The organism is Sphingobium sp. CR2-8, assembly GCF_035818615.1.
Classification (GTDB): domain Bacteria; phylum Pseudomonadota; class Alphaproteobacteria; order Sphingomonadales; family Sphingomonadaceae; genus Sphingobium.
The window spans coordinates 2,378,430-2,396,397 of sequence record NZ_JAYKZY010000002.1 but is presented as its reverse complement, the minus strand read 5'-3'; the positions used below and the strand labels follow the sequence as shown (position 1 = coordinate 2,396,397).

The window sequence follows — 17,968 nt, the reverse complement described above, 5'->3', positions numbered from 1 at the left end:
GGCTTTCCGGATCGGCCAGAGAGGATGCCGGTAACAGGGCGGCCACCGCCCATGGCATCCTCAGAATTGAAAGCTCAGCCAGGTAGCGAGGAAGGCGGAGTTGCGGTAGCCTGCTGTCTTCAACACCGTCTGCGCCTGAAGATATTCCGCGCGCGTGGTCAGCGTCAGCCGGGGCGAGATCGCATAGACGATCTGCATGCGGGCCAGCCGCGCCACGGCCTTGCCTGCGACCCGTTCGGTGCCGACATAGGGTGTATAGTTGGCACGATAGACCGCATCGCGCACATCGTCGCGCCAGCTCAACTGATATTCCAGGCTGGCGCGCACGCCTTTCAAGGGCTGGAAAGAGACATTGGGCGCGATCGCGATCAGATTGGTGGCGGTCAGGAACAGGCCATAGCTGAAATAGATATTGTTGCCGAACGGCGCATAGGCATTGCGCAATGTGCCCTTGTCATAGCCGCCCCCGCCGCTGCCATAATCGACATGGACACCGACCCGCGGGGCGCTCTTGTCCGCGCCCAGCCTGACCGTCTGCGCGGCAAAGGCCTGCCAGGCGCGGATCGGGCGATCGTTGAACTGCCCATATTGGTGGACCAGGGTCCAATCGATCGCCACGGGACCGACATCGCCCCAAAGCCTTGCCCCGGAATAATAGCGCACGGCGGGCGACACGACGCCGCCCCATGTCCCCACGCGATTGCGCCGCCGCCAGAAAAAGGGATCGAAATAGAGGCTGGACCCGCCCAGCCAATGATCCGGCAGCACGAAGCCTGCCGACACGCCGCTGAACCGCCGGTTCCTGTCGGGCACATCGTCGCCCAGGCCGCCATTGCCCAGGTCGGTCGTCTCGAAGTCGAACAACGTCGCGCGCATCGTCGGCGTACGCGCCCAGACTCGCGCACCGTTCACGACGAAGCGGATGGTATTGTTGTCGCGCTGGGAAATCAGCAGGCTGGGGCCATCGGTAAATTCCTGCCGCCCATAGCGGATGCCCAGATCGACCTCGCCCACACGTCCCTTCGCCTCCACGAAATATTGCTGGCGGACGAAATTGTTGCGCAGCGATCCAGACGGTGTCCCGACATTCCTGCCCGACAATCGTCCATGGGCGATTTCGCCATAGAAACGGAGATGTTCGCCGATATGCAGGTCCGCGCCGCCGACCAGGCGTATGATATCCTGCCTTTGTTCCGGTCCTTCGTTCAGCTGCGGGTTGCTGGTCAGGTTCATGCGCAACCGCGCCTCACCGCTGAGTGTCAGATAGATGTCGCTATCCTGGTCGAGCGGCAGATATTTCAGGCGGTCCAGAATGTCGTCGCGCTTGGCCGGATCACGATAGCGGCTCCAGTCTTCCGCCCATCTGGAAAGATTGTAGCCTTTCGTCGTGGCGCCATCGCCCTGGGCGGCGGCAGGATAGGTTGCGGGGGCGGGGGCCTGGACGATGGTTTGCGCGGCGGCGGGCATCGCGCAGGCGAGCGTCATCGCGCCGCATAGCAGGCGTGTCGTGAACATGGGTTTGGACCGATCGGGTAGCGGAGGGCGGCCTATGGTCGGCGCGCATCTCCGGGAAACATGTCAGGCGGCGGCGACGGCAGCCTGCGGCGACGTTTCGACAACGGTCGGCGCGGCAATCCGCCCGTCGAGCGCGGCGGTCAGTTTCTCGCGGTCCAGCCCGCCTTCCCACCGCGCGACGACGATGGTGGCTACCGCATTGCCGATGAAGTTGGTCAGGCTGCGGCACTCGCTCATGAAGCGATCGACGCCCAGGATCAGCGCCATGCCGGCCAGCGGCACGGTGGGCACGATCGACAGGGTGGCGGCGAGCGTGATGAAACCGGCGCCGGTCACACCGGCAGCGCCCTTGGACGACAGCATCGCAACGCCCAGCAGCAGCAATTCCTGCCCCAGCGTCAGGTCCACCCCGGTCGCCTGGGCGATGAACAGCGCCGCCAGCGTCATGTAGATGTTCGTGCCGTCGAGGTTGAAGCTATAGCCGGTGGGCACGACCAGCCCGACGATGGACTTTTCGCAGCCCGCCCGCTCCATTTTTTCAATGAGGTTGGGCAGGGCGGCTTCGGACGAGGATGTGCCCAGGACCAGCAGCAACTCGGCCTTCAGGTAACGCAGCAGCTTGAAGATGGAAAAGCCGGTCAGGCGGGCGACCGTGCCCAGCACCACGACCACGAACAGCAGCGACGTCAGGTAGAAGGTCGCTACCAACGCGCCCAGATTGGCCAGGCTGCCGACGCCATATTTGCCGATGGTGAAGGCGATCGCCCCGAATGCGCCGATGGGGGCCGCGCGCATCAGGATCGATACCAGTTTGAAGACGATCAGGCTCAACCGTTCCAGGAAGCGAATCACGGGCGTGGCAGGTTCGCCGACCAGGCTGATGGCGATTCCGAACAGGATCGCGACCAGCAGGATCTGGAGAATATTGCCGTCGGTGAAGGCGCTGACCAATGTCGTGGGAATGACGCCCAGCAAAAAGCCGGTCAGGGTCAATTCATGCGCTTTAGCGGCATAGTCGGCGACCGCGCCGCCATCGAGCGTCGCCGGATCGATGTTCATGCCCGCGCCCGGCTGGACGACATTGGCGACGATCAGGCCCACGACCAGCGCCAGCGTGGAAAAGGTAAGGAAATAGGCGAAGGCCTTGGCCGCCACGCGGCCGACCGATCCCAGTTCCTTCATGCCTGCAATGCCGGTGACGATGGTCAGGAAGATGACCGGCGCAATGATCATCTTGACCAATTTGATGAAGCCATCACCCAACGGCTTCATCGCTTCGCCATAAACGGGCCAGAAATGACCGAGCAGCGCGCCGAGCATGATCGCGACCAGAACCTGCACATAGAGCTGTGAAGCAAGGCCCTTCCGGCGGGGCGTCGGCGCGGATGCCGGGAAGGTCTGATTGATCATGGCGTTTGCTCCATCTCCATAGCCGCCGCTGGCTCAGTCTTTGCGGCGTCGTGATGGTGCGGCGGAAAAGGGGGGGCGGCAAATCTAGAGAGATAAATCGAGCAATATGCTGATATACAATGAAATTATCGCGCATCGTCTTGAGCGGCCCGGACGTGAATATGTGGATTGCCACATCGCTTTGGCAGGAATTGTGTGATAATCCGCACAAATATGAGCCGGTTCGCTTCCCTACCCTTATGGTTCCGCCGCACCGCAGTCTTGCTGCTCTGCATCGCGACGATCGGATCGGCATCCGCCCTCTTTGCCGAGCGCTATCATCTGGCCCTGCGCGCGACGGCTGTCGCGACCGAGCGGGACGAAACCACGCAGCAGACCCGGGCTGTGCTGCGGTTGCTGGAATCCGAATTGCAGAAATTCCGCCTGCTGCCGGTGGTCCTGAGCGAATATCCCGATCTGCGCGCCGCTTTGCGGTCGGGCAGGGTGGACATGGCGCTGAACGACAAGCTGGCCGTGCTGAAGGCGAAGACCGGCGCCGGCGCCATCTTCGCGCTGGATCGTCACGGCCGGACGACCGCCGCGTCCAATGCGCGCCTGCCCAACAGTTTCGTCGGACAGGATTACAGCTTCCGTCCCTATTATCGCCTGGGCTGGACCAAGGGCGGCGGCGAATATTTCGCGCTCGGCACCGTCAGCCACCGTCCGGGCCTCTATCTGTCCCGCCGGATCGAAGGTAGCGACGGCCCGATCGGCGTGGTCGTGGTCAAGGTGGAGTTCGACGCGATCGAGCGGACCTGGCGGGATCGGCGTGCGCTCAGCTTCGTGGCCGACGCCAACGGGGTCCTGTTGCTGAGCAGCGACCCGGCGCTCCGTTTTCGCGCGCTGCGGCCGATCGCCCCGGCGCGCAAGGCGCAGATCAAGCAGGCGCTGCAGTTTGGCGGCGCGCCATTGACGCCGCTGGGCATCGCGATCGGGGCCGACGGCCTGACCCGGATGCGGGACGGGTCGCGGGCGATGACCGCGACGCTTGCCGTGCCCGTGCCCGGATGGCGGCTCTATCATATCGAGCCGCTGGACGGGGTGATGCAGGCGGCGCGACAGCGGGCGGAAATCGCCGCTATGCTGTTCGCCATCCTGCTGTCGCTGCTGCTCGGTGCCATGGCCTGGGTGATCGCGCGGCGACGTCGGGCGCATCACGCGCGCATATTGCTGGAGCGGGAAGTCGCCCTGCGCACCGACGATCTGGCGCGGGAAATGGACGCGCGCGCATCCGCCGACCAACGCTATCGCCAGGCGCGCGAGGAACTGGCCCATGCCAATCGCCTGGGTACGCTGGGCACGATTTCGGCCGGGGTCGCCCATGAAATCAACCAGCCGGTGGCGACGATCCGCACCTTTGCCGAAAATGCGTCGGCCTTCCTGTCGCGCGCGCAACCCGAACAGGTCGCCGTCAACCTGCGCGAAATCGTCGCGATGACCGATCGGATCGGCAGCATCACCGCGCAACTGCGCCGCTATGCCCGGCGCGGCGTCGGAACGATCGGCCCGGTGTCACTGACCCAGGCGATCGATGGCGTGCGCCTGCTGGTGGGGGACCGGTTCCGCAGCGCCGGGGTACGTCTCGAACTGCCGAAACCCGACCCCGGCCTCAAGGTCCGGGCCGGGCGCGTCCGGCTGGAACAGGTGCTCGTAAACCTGCTCACCAACGCACTGGAATCGGTGCAGGGCCGACCCGATCCATGGGTCAGGATCGCGCTGACGCGATCGGACGACCGGGTGATACTGGACATCCGCGATAGCGGCCCCGGCATCGATCCGGCGATCGCCGACGATCTGTTCATGCCGTTCGCCACCACCAAGACGGGCGGCCTTGGCCTAGGCCTGCACATTGCCCGCGACATCATGATCGAGTTCGGCGGGACGCTCGATCATGTGGCCGGTGACGACCATACGCTGTTCCGCATGACATTGGATGCCCTATGACGGAAATACCGATCCTGCTGGTCGATGATGACGAAGCGCTGCGCAAGGCGTTGGTGCAGTCCTTCCAATTGGCGGACATGGCGGTGGAGGCGTTCGCCGACGGCGCGTCGGCGCTTGCGCGCCTGGACGCAGGCTATGGCGGCGCGATCGTGTCGGACATCCGGATGCCCCGCATGGACGGCATGGAATTGTTCAAGCGGGTCGCCGCGATCGACCATGAAATTCCCGTCATCCTGATGACCGGCCATGGCGACGTGCCGATGGCGGTGGCGGCGCTGAAGACCGGGGCGTTCGATTTCATCGCAAAGCCCTTCGCCACCGACCATCTGATCGCGTCGGCCCGCAGGGCGCTGGAAATGCGGCGACTGGTGCTCGACAATCGCCGCCTGCGCGCGGCCGCCGATGAAAGCGCTGGCGGCGAACCGCTGATCGGCGAGACGCCGGCCATGGTCCGGCTGCGCGACAATATGCGCCAGGTCGCCGACGCCGATGTCGACATCCTGATCGAGGGCGAAACCGGCACGGGCAAGGAACTGGTCGCGACCCTGCTGCATCGCTGGAGCCGCAGGCGCGGTCGCCCGTTCGTCGCCATCAACTGTGCCGCGCTGCCCGACGCCATTGCCGAGGTCGACCTGTTCGGCCAGGAAGGCGGGCGGACGCCGCACGCGCGCGCCACCCAGTCGGGCCGGATCGCGCGCGCGAACAAGGGGTCGCTCTTTCTGGACGAGATCGAGAGCAGTCCGTCCTGGTTGCAGGGCGCCTTGCTGCGCGTGCTGGAGGAACGGGAAATCCTGCCTGTCGGTGCGGAACGACCGCAGGCCGTGGACCTGCGCGTGATCGCCGCGACCAAGCCGGGGATCGAGGCGAGCGTGACCGAGGGGCGTTTTCGCGCGGACCTGCTCTATCGGCTCGACATGGTCCGACTGCGCATCCCACCGCTGCGTGAACGCCGCGCCGACATTCCGCTGCTGTTCGGCTATCTGCTGCATCAGGCGGCGGACCAGATGAAGCGGGACGTGCCCCATGTCGGCGCGGATATTCAGGCCTATCTGGCGGACCATGACTGGCCCGGCAATGTCCGCGAACTGGCCAATTTCGCCAAGCGGACGGTGCTGGGGATGCAGGCGGACGGTCCGGACGACGGGCGTCGCTTGTCGCTCACCCATCAGGTCGAGCGGTTCGAAGCGGGCGTTATCCGCCAGGTTCTGGAGCGTGTGCAGGGCGACGCCCGGTCCGCCATGGCCGAACTGCATCTGCCCCGGAAAACCTTCTACGACAAACTCAACCGCCATGGCATCGAGATCGACCTGTATCGGCCGTGAGGCATCGGGTTCCAGGACGCTGCATCGCGCATCGCTCCGTTCCGTTGCCAAGTGCATTGGAATGGATGCTGCCAAGATCATGGATCGCGCCCGATCCCAGTCCACAGCCCCCGTCTTGGCACTTCTCCTGATCGAAGCCTGGCGCTAGAGCCTGAGCAGCGACGGTCGTTCGCCATGGACAGGTCGCCGCTCTATCTCTTTGTTCCCTGCGTTCTACAGGTCGTCGGCAGCCGCAGTCGCCACAGGAACGCGCCACCCCAAGCCGGAGACGCGCATGGATCAGCCGCCAGCCATCACGATCGCGGACATTGTCGATGCCGCCCGCGTCATCGCGCCCGCCGCCATACGCACGCCGTTGCTGGAAAATGCCGCGCTCAACGATCGATGCGGCCGCCGCGTCCTGCTGAAGTTCGAAGGGGCGCAGCGCACCGGTTCGTTCAAGTTTCGCGGCGCCTACAACCGGCTTGCGCGCCTGGATATGCAGGAAAGGGTGGCCGGTGTCGTCGCCTGGTCGTCGGGAAATCATGCCCAGGGGGTCGCAGCGGCGGCCCGCTTGCTGGGCATGCCCGCCACGATCGTGATGCCCGCCGACGCCCCGGCGGTCAAACTGGCCAACACCCGCGCTCTAGGGGCGGAGATCGTCACCTATGATCGCCATACCGAAAGTCGCGAAGAGATCGCAACGGCCCTGTCGCAGAGCCGTGGGGCGACGCTGGTGCCGTCCTTCGACGATCCCTGGGTCATCGCCGGGCAGGGGACCGTAGGCCTGGAAATCCTCGACCAGGCGGCCGAGGCGGGCGCGTCGATCGGCCAGATCCTCGTCTGCTGCGGTGGTGGCGGATTGACCGCCGGCATCGCGACGGCAGTCAAGGCGCGCGCGCCCGACATGGCCATCCATGCCGTGGAGCCGACCGGTTTCGACGACACCGCCCGTTCGCTCGCCAGCGGACGGCGCGAAACCATATCCCCCGATGCGCGCAGCATCTGCGACGCGCTGATGGCGCCCAGCCCCGGTGCGATGACCTTCCCGATCAACCGGGCACTGCTGTCGGGCGGACTGGTCGTGACCGACGATCAGGTGCGCGACGCCATGCGGTTCGCCTTCACCACGCTCAAGCTGGTGGTGGAACCGGGCGGCGCGGTCGCGCTGGCGGCCATGCTGAACGGCCTTGCGCCGCTGTGCGATGGGGCTGGCGTCGTCGTCCTGTCCGGCAGCAATGTCGATCCTGCGGCCTATGCCGCCATCATCGGCGCGCCTGCGGCATGATCGACCCGCGCGCCATTCGCACCTTTCTGGCGGTCTGCCGCGCGAACAGCATCAGCGGCGGCGCGCGGGCGCTCAACATCTCCCAACCGTCCGTATCCAATGCGATCGCGCAGCTGGAACAGGCGCTGGGCGTATCCCTGTTCGAACGATCGCGCAGCGGCATCCTGCTGACGCCGGAGGGGGAGGCGCTGCTGCGGCGGGCGGAGGCGATCGATAGCCTGTTGGGCGACGTGGAGGCGGAGGTAAAGCTGGCGAGCGCGGGGGTGGCGGGGCCGCTGCGCGTGGGCGGCACGCCCGGCGCGCTGGTCAGCCTGTTGCCCGACGCGGTCCGGCGGCTGGAGGCGCGGATAGGCCATTTCGCCCTGCATGTGGTGGAACGGCCCGATCATGATCTGGCGGCCATGCTCCACCGGGGCGAGATCGAACTGGCCTTCGTCACCACGGGTATCGAACAGCCACCCCAGGGGATAGAGGAACGCACCTTCTCGCGCGATCCCTTCGCGCTGATCGTCGGCAAGCAGAACGACCATCTGCCCGCGCGCCTGTCCCTGCGCGACACGGGGCATATGCGCTGGGTCTTGCCCGAAGCACGCGGCGCATTCCGCCGACAGGTCGATGCCCTGTTCATGGCCGCCGACATCCCGGTGCCGCAGGATATCATCCGCTGCGACTCCCTCCTCACGACCAAGGCGATGGTGCGCGGCGGCCAGCGCGTCACGATACTGCCGATGCAGGTCGCTTCGGCCGAACTGTCGATCGGCGTGCTGCGCGCGGTGACGATAGAGGAAGCGCTGTTCGCCCGGAGCATCGGCGTGCGGAAGCTGGCGGGCGGTCGCCTGTCGCGTCTGGGTCAGGCGCTGTTCGATACGCTCATCCATAGCTCCAGCCTATGACATAGGGAAAAATCATTATTTTTCTTCCGCCCAATCAGAGCGCATAAGGATCGCACAACGACAGATAGCGGCAGGAGAGATTTTCAGTGCGACAGCTTATCCGCAATGTCCGGATATTTGACGGCACCGGTTCCGATCTCTTTCCCGGCGCTGTCCTGATCGACGGTGACCGCATCGCCGCCGTCCTGCGCGACGACGCCGCTATCGCCGCGGTCGAGGCCGACAGCGTGATCGACGGGCAGGGGCGCACCCTGATGCCCGGCATGGTCGACGCGCATACCCATCTGACCTGGGGCAGCTCGGTCGAGAAAATCTATCACCAGTTCATCCTGCCGCCCGAAGAGTTGAAGGTCGCCGCCTGGCGCAATGCCCGCGTGCTGCTCGACCATGGCTATACCAGCCTCTATTCGGCGGGCGCGCTCGGCGACCAGATCGAACCCGAACTGGCCCGCGCGATCGAAGCGGGCGAAACCCCCGGCCCGCGCCTCGTCCCCTCGACGCTGGAGCGTAGCCCGGAAGGGGAAGAGGGCGTCGAGACCGGCGACGTGTTCAACGGCCGCGGTCCCGAAGCGATGCGCGCCTTCGTCGCCTATTGCGCGGCGGAAGGGGTGAAGTCGCTCAAGCTCGTCATTTCGGGCGAAGATGCGCTGAAACCCGGATCGTCGGGGGACATCCTCTACACCGATGAGGAGATGCAGGCGGCGGGCGAGGCGGCGAAGGACGCGGGCCTGTGGATCGCCACCCACGCCTATTCGCCGCGTGCGATCACGCTCGCGCTCGAAGCGGGCGCGCGCATCCTCTATCATTGCTCCTTCGCCGACGATGCCGCGATCGACGCGATGGCGGCGAAGAAGGACGCCATCTTCTACGCCCCCGGTCCCGGTGTCTCGGTCGCTGCGCTGGAAGCCGCGCCTCCGCCGCATATCGACATGGCGTCGATGAAGGCCAGCGCGGCCCAGCGGCTGGAACTGGAAAAGGTGCTGGTCCCCAAGCTCAAGGCGCGCGGCGTGCGCGTCCTGCCGGGCGGCGACTATGGTTTCCCCTTCAACCCCCATGGCCGCAACGCCCGCGACCTGGAGCATTTCGTCACCTATTATGGCTTTACCCCGGCCGAGGCGTTGAGCGCCGCGACCATGCTGGGCGGACAGCTAATGGGACAGCGAGTTGGACAGGTGAAAGCCGATTATCTGGCCGACCTGCTGCTGATCGATGGTGATCCTACAAAGGACATAACGATCCTACAAAATGTCAATAATATCAACATGATAATTCTAGGCGGGCAGATGCACAAAGCCCCCGCCGCGCAGCCCGTGGCCGCCTGATCGGAAAGACGCCTTCATGTTCGACGTTGCGATCATCGGCTGCGGGCCGGTGGGGGCCTTTGCGGCCAATCTTCTCGGCAAATCCGGCGCATCGGTCCTGGTGATCGAGCAGGCAGCGCATCCCTATCCGCTGCCCCGCGCGGTGCATTTGGACCATGAGATGATGCGCCTGTTCCAGTCGGCCGGGGTCATCGAACGGGTCGTTGGCGACATGCGCGATACCGAAGGGCATCTGCATGTCGGCGCCGACCATGGCGTCATCCGCTACATGGGCACGGTCGGTCGGGCGCGGCCGTTCAGCTGGTCCAACGACTATTTCTTCTACCAGCCCGAACTGGAGGATCACCTTCGCGCGGCGCTGGCCGATTATCCCGATATAACTGTCCAACTCGGTGTCGCATTCGAAGGGCTGGAACAGGACGAAAGCGGCGTCACGCTACGCCTTTCGGGCGGTCGCACGGAACGGGCGCGCTTCATCATCGCGTGCGACGGATCGCGCAGCGCGGTGCGCAAGGCGCTGGGCATCCGGCTGGACGATCTGGATTTCGAGGAACCCTGGCTGGTGGTCGATGCCGAAGTGGACGGTCCCGTCCGCTTCCCCGACCTGTGGGGCGTGCCCGACGCCGCCGACCTCCAGAAATTATCGGTGATGATGTGCGATCCGCAGCGTCCCGCGACGATCGTGCCGGGGCGCGGCAATCATCGCCGCTGGGAATTCATGCTGTTGCCGGGCGAGGACGACCGGGCGATGATGGAGCCGGATGCGGTCGCCGCCCTCGTCGCGCCCTATCTCGCCGATGTGCCGCACAGGATCGTGCGCGCAGCCACCTATCGTTTCCATGGACTGATCGCCGAGCGGTGGCGGATGGGCGGCGTCTTCCTGGCTGGCGATGCCGCGCATCAGACGCCGCCCTTTTTCGGCCAAGGCATGTGCCATGGCCTGCGCGATGTCGCCAATCTCGCCTGGAAGCTGGAGATGGTGTTGAAGGGGCAGGCGCCCGACACACTGCTCGACAGCTATCAGCCCGAACGCGACCCCCATGTCCGCGCCGTCATTTCCGCCGCCGTGGGGGCAGGGCGCTATATCTGCATGCTCGATCCGCAAGCCGCCGCGCAGCGGGACGCCGATATGCGCGAAGCCGCCCGGAATGCGCAGCATGGCACCGCCGCCGACCTCATCCCCGCCATCGCCACCGGCATCGTCGCCAGCGGCACGGCAGGGGCGGGCGAACGCTTCATCCAGCCTTGCGTCGGCGACCGGCTCTTGGACGATGTGACCGGCACGGGCTGGCGGCTGTTTACCCGCACCCCGATCGAGGGCGGCGACGTCGCCGTCATCGACCTATCGGACCTGGGCGACGGTGGCGCGATCGCGACATGGCTGGCCGATCGCGGCGCAGACTCGGTGCTGATCCGGCCCGACCATTATGTGTTCGGCACCGGCAAGCCGTCCGACCTCATCGCCCGGCGCGACGCGCTGATCGCCGGGGCCTTCCGTCAGGAGATCGCTGCATGACCCTTATCCTCGCGCAAGCCCGCGCGATCATCGACGCCGCGCTGGACAAGGGCCGCGCTGATGCCGCGCAGCCGCTTGCCGTGGTGGTGCTGGACGCTGGCGCGCACCCGGTCGCCTTCGCCCGCGAAGATGGCGCGAGCCTGTTCCGCTTCGACATCGCGAAGGCCAAGGCGACGGGTGCGCTGGGCATGGGGGCCGACACGCGGGTCATCGCCGCGCGCGCCGCCAACAACCCGATCTTCTTTCAGAGCGTGGCGGCCGCGACCGGCCAACTCGCTCTGTCCCCCGGCGGCGTCCTGATCCGTGACGTGGAAGGAACGGTGATCGGCGCCGTCGGGATCAGTGGCGACACCGGCGATTGCGACGAAGCCTGCGCCATCGTCGGCATCTTTGCCGCAGGACTGTCACACGGAGATTCGCAATGAAACTGCGCAGCATCGAACTGGCACTGCCGGGCGCGGCACAGGCCGCTGCCTTCCTGGTCGATATCTGGGGCATGGCCCCCGCGTCGGTCGTCGGCGACATCCATTATCTGCGCGGATCGGGCAGTTTCCCCTATCTGGTCGCGCTGGAAGATTCGGCCGAGAATTATGTCCGTTCGACCACCTTCGTCTGCACCGCCGACCGGCTGGAGCAGTTGAAGCGCAGCGTCAGCGCCGCAGGCCTGACCGCCGCGCCGGTCGTGTCCGATGACCCGGGCGGCGGTCATGGCATCATCGTGGAACTGGCCGAGGGCGAACTGCTCCGCTTCCTGGTCGACGCGGGCGAAGTCGATCCGATCGAGGGCCACGACCTGCCGGTGAAACTGACCCATGTCGTGTTCAACAGTGCCGACGCCGAAGCGACCGGCCATCTGGTTGAAGAGGCGTTGGGCTTCCGCGTGTCGGACCGGACCAAGGGCATGGTCTTCGTGCGCTGCAACAATTCGCACCACAGCACCGCCTTCGCCCGCGCCGGCTTTCCTTCGCTCAACCATATCGCCTTCGAGATGGAAGATCTGGACGCCGTGATGCGCGGCATCGGCCGCCTGCGCGATCAGGACATGGCCCCCGCCTGGGGGCCGGGTCGCCATGGTCCCGGCGCAAACGTCTTCGCCTATTTCATCGCCCCCTTCGGCCCCGTCATCGAATTTTCGACCGCAGTCGAAAAGGTGCCCGACGACTATCGGGCAGGCAGCCCGGAAGACTGGACCTGGCCCGAAAAGCGGATCGACCAGTGGGGCATGTCCGACAAGGACTTCGGCGGCCTTCGCGCCGCCGAGGAGAAATTCCGCCATCGCCGCGACTGGGATGCCCGGCCGCTCATCCAGACCCATGAGGAACAAGCCTGATGCGTTATGTCAGCTTCCGCCGTCCCGACGGCACCCCCAGCTTCGGCCGAATCGACGGTGAGACGATCGTTGAACTGGCGACCGATGCGACCCCCAGCCTGAAGGCGGCGCTGACCGAAGGCAGCCTGTCGGGCCTGACCGACGGCGCGGCCTTCGCCGCCGCCGATGTCGTGCTGCTGCCCGTCATCCCCGATCCCGCCAAGATATTGTGCGTCGGCTTGAACTATGCCGAGCATGTCAAGGAAACCGGCCGCGAGCAGAAGGCGCATCCGGCGATCTTCGTGCGCTACGCCGACAGCCTGGTTGCCGACGGACAGCCGCTGGTGAAGCCCGCCGTGACCGAGCGGTTCGATTATGAAGGCGAACTGGCGGTCGTCATCGGCAAGCCGTGCCATCAGGTCGCCGCCGCCGACGCCTGGAACTATGTCGCGGGCTATGCCGCGTTCAACGACGGCAGCGCGCGCGATTGGCAGCGCCACAATATTCAGTTCACCCCCGGCAAGACCTTCCCCGGCACCGGCGGTTTCGGTCCCGCGCTGGTGACGCCGGACGAGATTGACGACCTTGGCGCGCTGCGCGTCCAGACCCGCCTCAACGGCGAACTGCTTCAGGACCAGCCGGTCAGCGACATGATCTGGGATATCCCCACGGTCATCGCATATATCAGCGCCTTCACGCCGCTGGCCCCTGGCGACGTCATCGCCACCGGGACGCCCGGCGGGGTCGGCGACAAGCGCACCCCGCCGCTCTACATGCAAGCGGGCGACAAGGTCGACATCACCATCGGCACCATCGGCACGCTCACCAACCGCATCATCGACGAACAATAATTCAACAATCACCCGATCGTAAAACGGGGAGAGGAGACATCATGCGTCAGTTCAATAAGATCGTCGCGACGCTCGCAGGCGCGAGCATCATCGCCATCGCCGCGCCCGCCTTCGCACAGGACACCGCGCCGCAGCAGGCGGCACAGGCGCCCGACGCCAATTCGGACATTATCGTCACCGCCCAGCGCAAGGCGGAAAAGGTGACGGAAGTGCCCATCTCCATCACTGTCGCCAATCAGGCGCAGCTGGAACGGCAGCAGGTCAATACCGTCAACGACTTGAGCCGCATCGCGCCTTCGCTGGAAATCCAGCAGGCGCCCGGCCAGAATACCGGCGGTGGCGGCGCGATCCGTGGTATCGGCACGCAGACCTTTTCCGCAGGGGCGGTCGCGTCGGTCGGGGTCGTCGTCGATCAGGTGAGCCAGGGCAATGCCAATATCTCCGACCTGTTCGATGTGGCGCGGATCGAAGTGCTGAAGGGACCGCAGGGAACGCTGTTCGGTCTCACCACGTCGGCGGGCGTCATCAACATCACGACCAACGCGCCTGATCCCACCGGCTTTTCGGCGCGCGTCCGGACCGAATTGTCCGACGCGGGCACCGCCGGGTCGAAATTCGGCAACCAGGTCATCCAGGGCGTGGTCAATATCCCGCTGGCGTCCAACGCGGCGGTCCGGGTATCGGGCGTCACCAATTTGCGCCAGGGCGTCAATCGCAACGCGCTGACCGGCGATTATAACGACAATGACCGCTATGGCGTGCGCGGTCGCCTGCTGTGGGAACCGACCGAAAATCTGACCGTCAACCTGATCGGCGACTATACCAAGAGCCGGGCGGAAAATGGCGGCGACTTCTTCACCTTCGTCAAGACCAGCGGGCCGGGCACGGCTCTGGGTGGCCTGCTTCGGGACAGCGCAGGGATCACCGCGCGGCTGGCAAGCTGTGGCGTGACGCCGGGGGAGGGCAACCGCAACTATTGTTCCGGCAACAGCTTTGTCGGCCGCAGCGAAAATTACGGCGGTTCTCTCCAACTCGACTATGATGCCGATCCCTTCACGCTGACGTCGGTAACCGCCTATCGCAAGTCGAACGAAACCGGCCTTGGCGCGGCGACCGACGTGTTCCGTGGCGCGCCGCTGGAATTGCAGGTCGCCAATGGCGCGGTGAACCGTCGCCTCAGCCTGTTCACGCAGGAATTCCGCGTCTCTTCGCCCGCCGACCAGTTCCTGGAATATACGCTGGGCGCCTTCTATTCGAACCAGAAGCAGGTGCGCGATCCCGAAACCCTGTCGGTCTCGGTCCTGCCCTTCCCCGGTTTGGTCATCCCGATCGTCCGCAATCCGGGCGCCGATGTCGACATCAAGGACGAATTGCTCGCCTTTTTCGGTCAGGGCACGTTCCACCTGACGCCCAGCCTGCGCCTGATCGCGGGTGGTCGCTACACCACCGATCGCCTGTCGCTCGACTATTATAACTATGCCATTCCGGCCAATCCGTTCACGAAGACGGTTCTGGATGTCCAGAAATTCTCCTGGCGGCTGGGCGCGCAATATGATCTCGACCAGCGGACGATGGTCTACGCCACCGCCTCGCGCGGGTTCAAGGGCGGTCAGATTGCCACGCCGGCCGCGCCGCAGCAGCCCTTCGTCGTGCAGCCGGAAATCCCGATGGCTTACGAAGCGGGCCTCAAGAGCACGCTGTTCGGGGGCTGGGTCGCCGACCTCAGCGTCTTCTATCAGAAGATCAAGAATTTCCAGGCGCAGCAATGCACCGTGGACAGCACCGCCGTCATCTCCTGCGTTCAGACCAACATCGACGGCGTGAAGTCGCGCGGCGCGGAGATCAACTTCTTCGGCAAGGTTTTCGAGGGCCTGTCGCTCAATACCGGCTTCATCTATGCCAAGGCGACCTATCCCAAGGGCTTACTGGGCACCGATGGCACCAATATCGGCAATACGCAGTTGGCCTATGCGCCCAAATATAAGTTCACCCTGTCGGGCGAATATGAGGTGCCGGTGACGAGCCGCTTCAATGGTTTCCTGGCGGCGGACACGGTGTGGAAGTCGAAGGTCCGCTACGAAGCCAATTCCAACCCCGAAACCCGCTTCCGTTCGCACTGGCTGGTCGGCGGGCGGATCGGTGTGCGGACCGACGATAATCGCTACAGCATCGCGGTGTTCGGCCGGAACCTGTTCAACGTGCACGAACCTTCCCTGATGCAGAGCAATTTCCCCTATACGACCGACCAGAGACAGCAGAATATCGGTGCGATCTATGGGCCGCAGTCCTTCCGTCAGGTCGGCATCAGCCTCGACGCGAAGTTCTGATCCGATCGGGCATGGCGGCGTGACAGGCGTCGCCATGCCCGGTTCTGCGCGCGACGACAGGGAAGGGGACATATGGATCAGGTCAGACAGGCGATCGCCGCGATGGGCACTGGTCTTGGCCCGGATGTCCTCACCCGATGTCGCGTCCTGTTCGACGCCGCGCAATCGGCTTTGACGGAACAAGTGCCGGTGTCGCACGCCGACATGGCCTATGGTCCGCATGACCGTCATCGGCTCGATCTCTATCGGCCGCAGGGGGATGGAATGGCCCCGATACTCGTCTTCGTCCATGGCGGCGGTTTCATCAAAGGCGACAAGGGCGGCGTCGACAACTGGGCCAACGCCAATGTCGGTCGCATGGCCGCGCAGGCGGGCTTCCTGGGCGTCGTCATCAACTATCGCCTCGCGCCGGACGATGTCTGGCCGGCAGGATCGGAAGATGTCGCGTCGGTCGTCGCCTGGCTCCGGGCGCAGGCCGCGCAATATGGCGGCGATCCCGACCGGATCGTGCTGATGGGCACGTCCGCCGGGGCGGTCCATGTCGCAGGCTATCTCAAGCGGAACGGAACCAGCGACATTCGCGCCGCCATTCTGCTGTCGGGCCTCTATGGCTACACCCCGCTCGATCCGCGCGACATGCTCTATTATGGCGATGCCGCCCTCTACCCCGACCGGATGCCGCTAGAGGCGGTGGCGTCCACGCCAGTGCCCCTGTTTATAGCCTGCGCGGAGTTCGATCCGCCCCGCTTCCAGACCGAGTTCCTGGCGCTGATGCAGGACCGCCTTGGCCGCCACGGCGCGATGCCGCGCGCTTTCATCCATTCGGGCCATAATCATTACAGCATGGCCATGCACCTGGGCACCGCCGACCGGCGGCTGTCCGACGAAATCTGCGCCTTCGTGCGCGAAACGACCGCCTGACAAACATAATAGGAGACGGAACCATGCTGGATCGCAGAACCCTTCTGGCAACCGGCGCTGCCGCGATGGCCGCCCCGGCCTTCGCCGCGCGCAAGCGCGCCGACCCGGCCTTTCCCAAGGGCTTCCTTTGGGGCGCGGCGACCGCGCCGCACCAGATCGAGGGCAATAATATCGCCAGCGACCTGTGGTTCCTGGAAAACCAGCAGCCCACCGTCTTCGCCCAGCCGTCGGGCGACGCCTGCAACAGTTTCGAATTGTGGGAAACCGACCTCGACCTAGCCAAAATGATGGGCCTCAACTGCTATCGCTTCGGTGTGGAATGGGCGCGGATCGAACCGGAAAAGGCCCTCTTTTCCCAGGCAATGCTCGATCATTACCGGGCTATGGTTGATGGCTGCCGGACGCGCGGGCTGACGCCGGTCGTCACCTACAGCCATTTCACCGCGCCGCGCTGGTTCAGCGCGCAGGGCGGCTGGACCAACCCGGAAAGCGCACCGCTGTTCGCCCGCTATTGCGACAAGCTGACCCGCGCGCTGGGGCAGGGGGTGGATCGCGTCATCACGTTCAACGAACCCAATATCCTGCTGTTGCTGAAGCCCATGTTGCCCCAGCAGGTGTGGGACATTCAGAAGCTGACCCTGGAAACCGCCGCCAAGCGTCTGGGTGTGCCCAAATTCGTCAGCGCCAATGTGGCGGGCTTCGAAGACCTCCCCGCGTTGCAAAAGGGGCTGCTCGCCGCGCACAAGGCGGGCAAAGCGGCTATCAAGGCGGTGCGGCCCGACCTGCCAGTGGGCATTTCGCTGGCGATGATGGACGACCAGGCGGTCGGCAAGACGTCGATCCGCGACCGGATGCGCGGCGAACTGTATGGCGAATGGCTCCATGTCGCAAAGGGCGACGATTTCATCGGCGTACAGAATTACGAGCGGGCGCTCTGGGGCGACAAGGGCCGCCTGCCAGCGCCCAAGGGATCGATCGTCAACTGGTCGGGCACCGAAGTCTGGGCGGGGTCGCTGGGTGGCGCGGTTCGCTATGCGCATGAGGCGACGGGGGTGCCGATCCTGGTGTCCGAACATGGCGTGGGCACCGACGACGACGCGATCCGCGCGAAATTCATTCCCGAAGCGCTCGCTGGCCTGAAGGCCGCGATGGATGATGGCGTGCCCGTGATCGGCTATTGCCACTGGTCGCTGCTTGACAATTTCGAATGGATATTCGGCTATAAGCCTAAATTCGGCTTGCATAGCGTCGATCCGGTGACGTTCGCTCGCACGCCCAAGCCCAGCGCTGCGGTCTATGGCGCGATCGCGCGCCGCAACGCACTGTAAGGAG

At 65.2% G+C, this 17,968-nt stretch carries 14 protein-coding genes; 12 read left to right on the top strand and 2 right to left on the bottom strand.

Annotated features, from left to right (window positions below; all coding sequences use genetic code 11):
* Nucleotides 1-60: 60 nt before the first annotated feature.
* Both U5A82_RS15605 and U5A82_RS15600 read right to left on the bottom strand, forming a co-directional pair.
* Complete coding sequence (locus U5A82_RS15605; RefSeq protein ID WP_326291749.1) at nt 61-1,515, bottom strand: alginate export family protein; 1,455 nt, start codon at nt 1,513-1,515, stop codon at nt 61-63.
* A 63-nt stretch (nt 1,516-1,578) separates the two neighbouring features.
* Nucleotides 1,579-2,925: a dicarboxylate/amino acid:cation symporter gene (locus tag U5A82_RS15600; protein WP_326291748.1), complete on the bottom strand. Its 1,347-nt coding sequence runs from the start codon at nt 2,923-2,925 to the stop codon at nt 1,579-1,581.
* A 213-nt stretch (nt 2,926-3,138) separates the two neighbouring features.
* Here U5A82_RS15600 and U5A82_RS15595 point away from each other — a divergent pair, with 213 nt between their 5' ends.
* The 12 genes from U5A82_RS15595 to U5A82_RS15540 all read left to right on the top strand — a co-directional run bounded on the left by U5A82_RS15595 (nt 3,139) and on the right by U5A82_RS15540 (nt 17,964).
* On the top strand, nt 3,139-4,908 hold the full coding sequence (locus U5A82_RS15595; RefSeq protein ID WP_326291747.1) for a sensor histidine kinase: 1,770 nt from the start codon (nt 3,139-3,141) through the stop codon (nt 4,906-4,908).
* On the top strand, nt 4,905-6,230 hold the full coding sequence (locus tag U5A82_RS15590; RefSeq protein ID WP_326291746.1) for a sigma-54-dependent transcriptional regulator: 1,326 nt from the start codon (nt 4,905-4,907) through the stop codon (nt 6,228-6,230). Before U5A82_RS15595 ends, U5A82_RS15590 begins: the two co-directional genes overlap by 4 nt.
* A 274-nt stretch (nt 6,231-6,504) precedes the next feature.
* A complete protein-coding gene (locus U5A82_RS15585; RefSeq protein ID WP_326291745.1) occupies nt 6,505-7,497 on the top strand; it encodes a threonine ammonia-lyase in 993 nt (330 codons plus the stop codon).
* The gene (locus tag U5A82_RS15580; RefSeq protein ID WP_326291744.1) at nt 7,494-8,390 is read left to right on the top strand and encodes a LysR family transcriptional regulator; all 897 of its coding nucleotides are present in this window, start codon (nt 7,494-7,496) and stop codon (nt 8,388-8,390) included. Before U5A82_RS15585 ends, U5A82_RS15580 begins: the two co-directional genes overlap by 4 nt.
* An 86-nt stretch (nt 8,391-8,476) precedes the next feature.
* Nucleotides 8,477-9,712 carry an amidohydrolase family protein gene (locus U5A82_RS15575; protein ID WP_326291743.1) on the top strand — a complete coding sequence of 412 codons (1,236 nt, stop codon included), beginning with the start codon at nt 8,477-8,479 and terminating at the stop codon, nt 9,710-9,712.
* A gap of 16 nt (nt 9,713-9,728) precedes the next feature.
* Nucleotides 9,729-11,228: a bifunctional 3-(3-hydroxy-phenyl)propionate/3-hydroxycinnamic acid hydroxylase gene (locus tag U5A82_RS15570; protein ID WP_326291742.1), complete on the top strand. Its 1,500-nt coding sequence runs from the start codon at nt 9,729-9,731 to the stop codon at nt 11,226-11,228.
* A complete protein-coding gene (locus U5A82_RS15565; RefSeq protein ID WP_326291741.1) occupies nt 11,225-11,653 on the top strand; it encodes a GlcG/HbpS family heme-binding protein in 429 nt (142 codons plus the stop codon). Before U5A82_RS15570 ends, U5A82_RS15565 begins: the two co-directional genes overlap by 4 nt.
* A complete protein-coding gene (locus U5A82_RS15560) occupies nt 11,650-12,558 on the top strand; it encodes a VOC family protein (RefSeq protein WP_326291740.1) in 909 nt (302 codons plus the stop codon). The genes U5A82_RS15565 and U5A82_RS15560 overlap by 4 nt, the downstream gene beginning before the upstream one ends.
* Entirely contained in the window at nt 12,558-13,388 is an 831-nt protein-coding gene (locus tag U5A82_RS15555) for a fumarylacetoacetate hydrolase family protein (RefSeq protein ID WP_326291739.1), read from the top strand. The genes U5A82_RS15560 and U5A82_RS15555 overlap by 1 nt, the downstream gene beginning before the upstream one ends.
* 41 nt (nt 13,389-13,429) lie before the next feature.
* Nucleotides 13,430-15,715 (top strand): TonB-dependent receptor, encoded by a 2,286-nt coding sequence (locus tag U5A82_RS15550; RefSeq protein ID WP_326291738.1) that lies wholly within the window; start codon nt 13,430-13,432, stop codon nt 15,713-15,715.
* 72 nt (nt 15,716-15,787) lie between these two features.
* Nucleotides 15,788-16,636 carry an alpha/beta hydrolase gene (locus U5A82_RS15545; protein ID WP_326291737.1) on the top strand — a complete coding sequence of 283 codons (849 nt, stop codon included), beginning with the start codon at nt 15,788-15,790 and terminating at the stop codon, nt 16,634-16,636.
* Nucleotides 16,637-16,659: 23 nt separating this feature from the next.
* Nucleotides 16,660-17,964 carry a glycoside hydrolase family 1 protein gene (locus U5A82_RS15540; RefSeq protein ID WP_326291736.1) on the top strand — a complete coding sequence of 435 codons (1,305 nt, stop codon included), beginning with the start codon at nt 16,660-16,662 and terminating at the stop codon, nt 17,962-17,964.
* The last annotated feature ends 4 nt before the right edge of the window (nt 17,965-17,968 follow it).

Bases quoted from the DNA above. Each gene is read 5' to 3' on its own strand.
- U5A82_RS15580 (WP_326291744.1), top strand. From the start codon at position 7,494: ATGATCGACCCGCGCGCCATTCGCACCTTTCTGGCGGTCTGCCGCGCG.
- U5A82_RS15600 (WP_326291748.1), bottom strand. From the start codon at position 2,925: ATGATCAATCAGACCTTCCCGGCATCCGCGCCGACGCCCCGCCGGAAG.
- U5A82_RS15555 (WP_326291739.1), top strand. From the start codon at position 12,558: ATGCGTTATGTCAGCTTCCGCCGTCCCGACGGCACCCCCAGCTTCGGC.
- U5A82_RS15585 (WP_326291745.1), top strand. From the start codon at position 6,505: ATGGATCAGCCGCCAGCCATCACGATCGCGGACATTGTCGATGCCGCC.
- U5A82_RS15545 (WP_326291737.1), top strand. From the start codon at position 15,788: ATGGATCAGGTCAGACAGGCGATCGCCGCGATGGGCACTGGTCTTGGC.
- U5A82_RS15560 (WP_326291740.1), top strand. From the start codon at position 11,650: ATGAAACTGCGCAGCATCGAACTGGCACTGCCGGGCGCGGCACAGGCC.
- U5A82_RS15570 (WP_326291742.1), top strand. From the start codon at position 9,729: ATGTTCGACGTTGCGATCATCGGCTGCGGGCCGGTGGGGGCCTTTGCG.
- U5A82_RS15590 (WP_326291746.1), top strand. From the start codon at position 4,905: ATGACGGAAATACCGATCCTGCTGGTCGATGATGACGAAGCGCTGCGC.
- U5A82_RS15605 (WP_326291749.1), bottom strand. From the start codon at position 1,515: ATGTTCACGACACGCCTGCTATGCGGCGCGATGACGCTCGCCTGCGCG.
- U5A82_RS15565 (WP_326291741.1), top strand. From the start codon at position 11,225: ATGACCCTTATCCTCGCGCAAGCCCGCGCGATCATCGACGCCGCGCTG.
- U5A82_RS15595 (WP_326291747.1), top strand. From the start codon at position 3,139: ATGAGCCGGTTCGCTTCCCTACCCTTATGGTTCCGCCGCACCGCAGTC.
- U5A82_RS15540 (WP_326291736.1), top strand. From the start codon at position 16,660: ATGCTGGATCGCAGAACCCTTCTGGCAACCGGCGCTGCCGCGATGGCC.
- U5A82_RS15550 (WP_326291738.1), top strand. From the start codon at position 13,430: ATGCGTCAGTTCAATAAGATCGTCGCGACGCTCGCAGGCGCGAGCATC.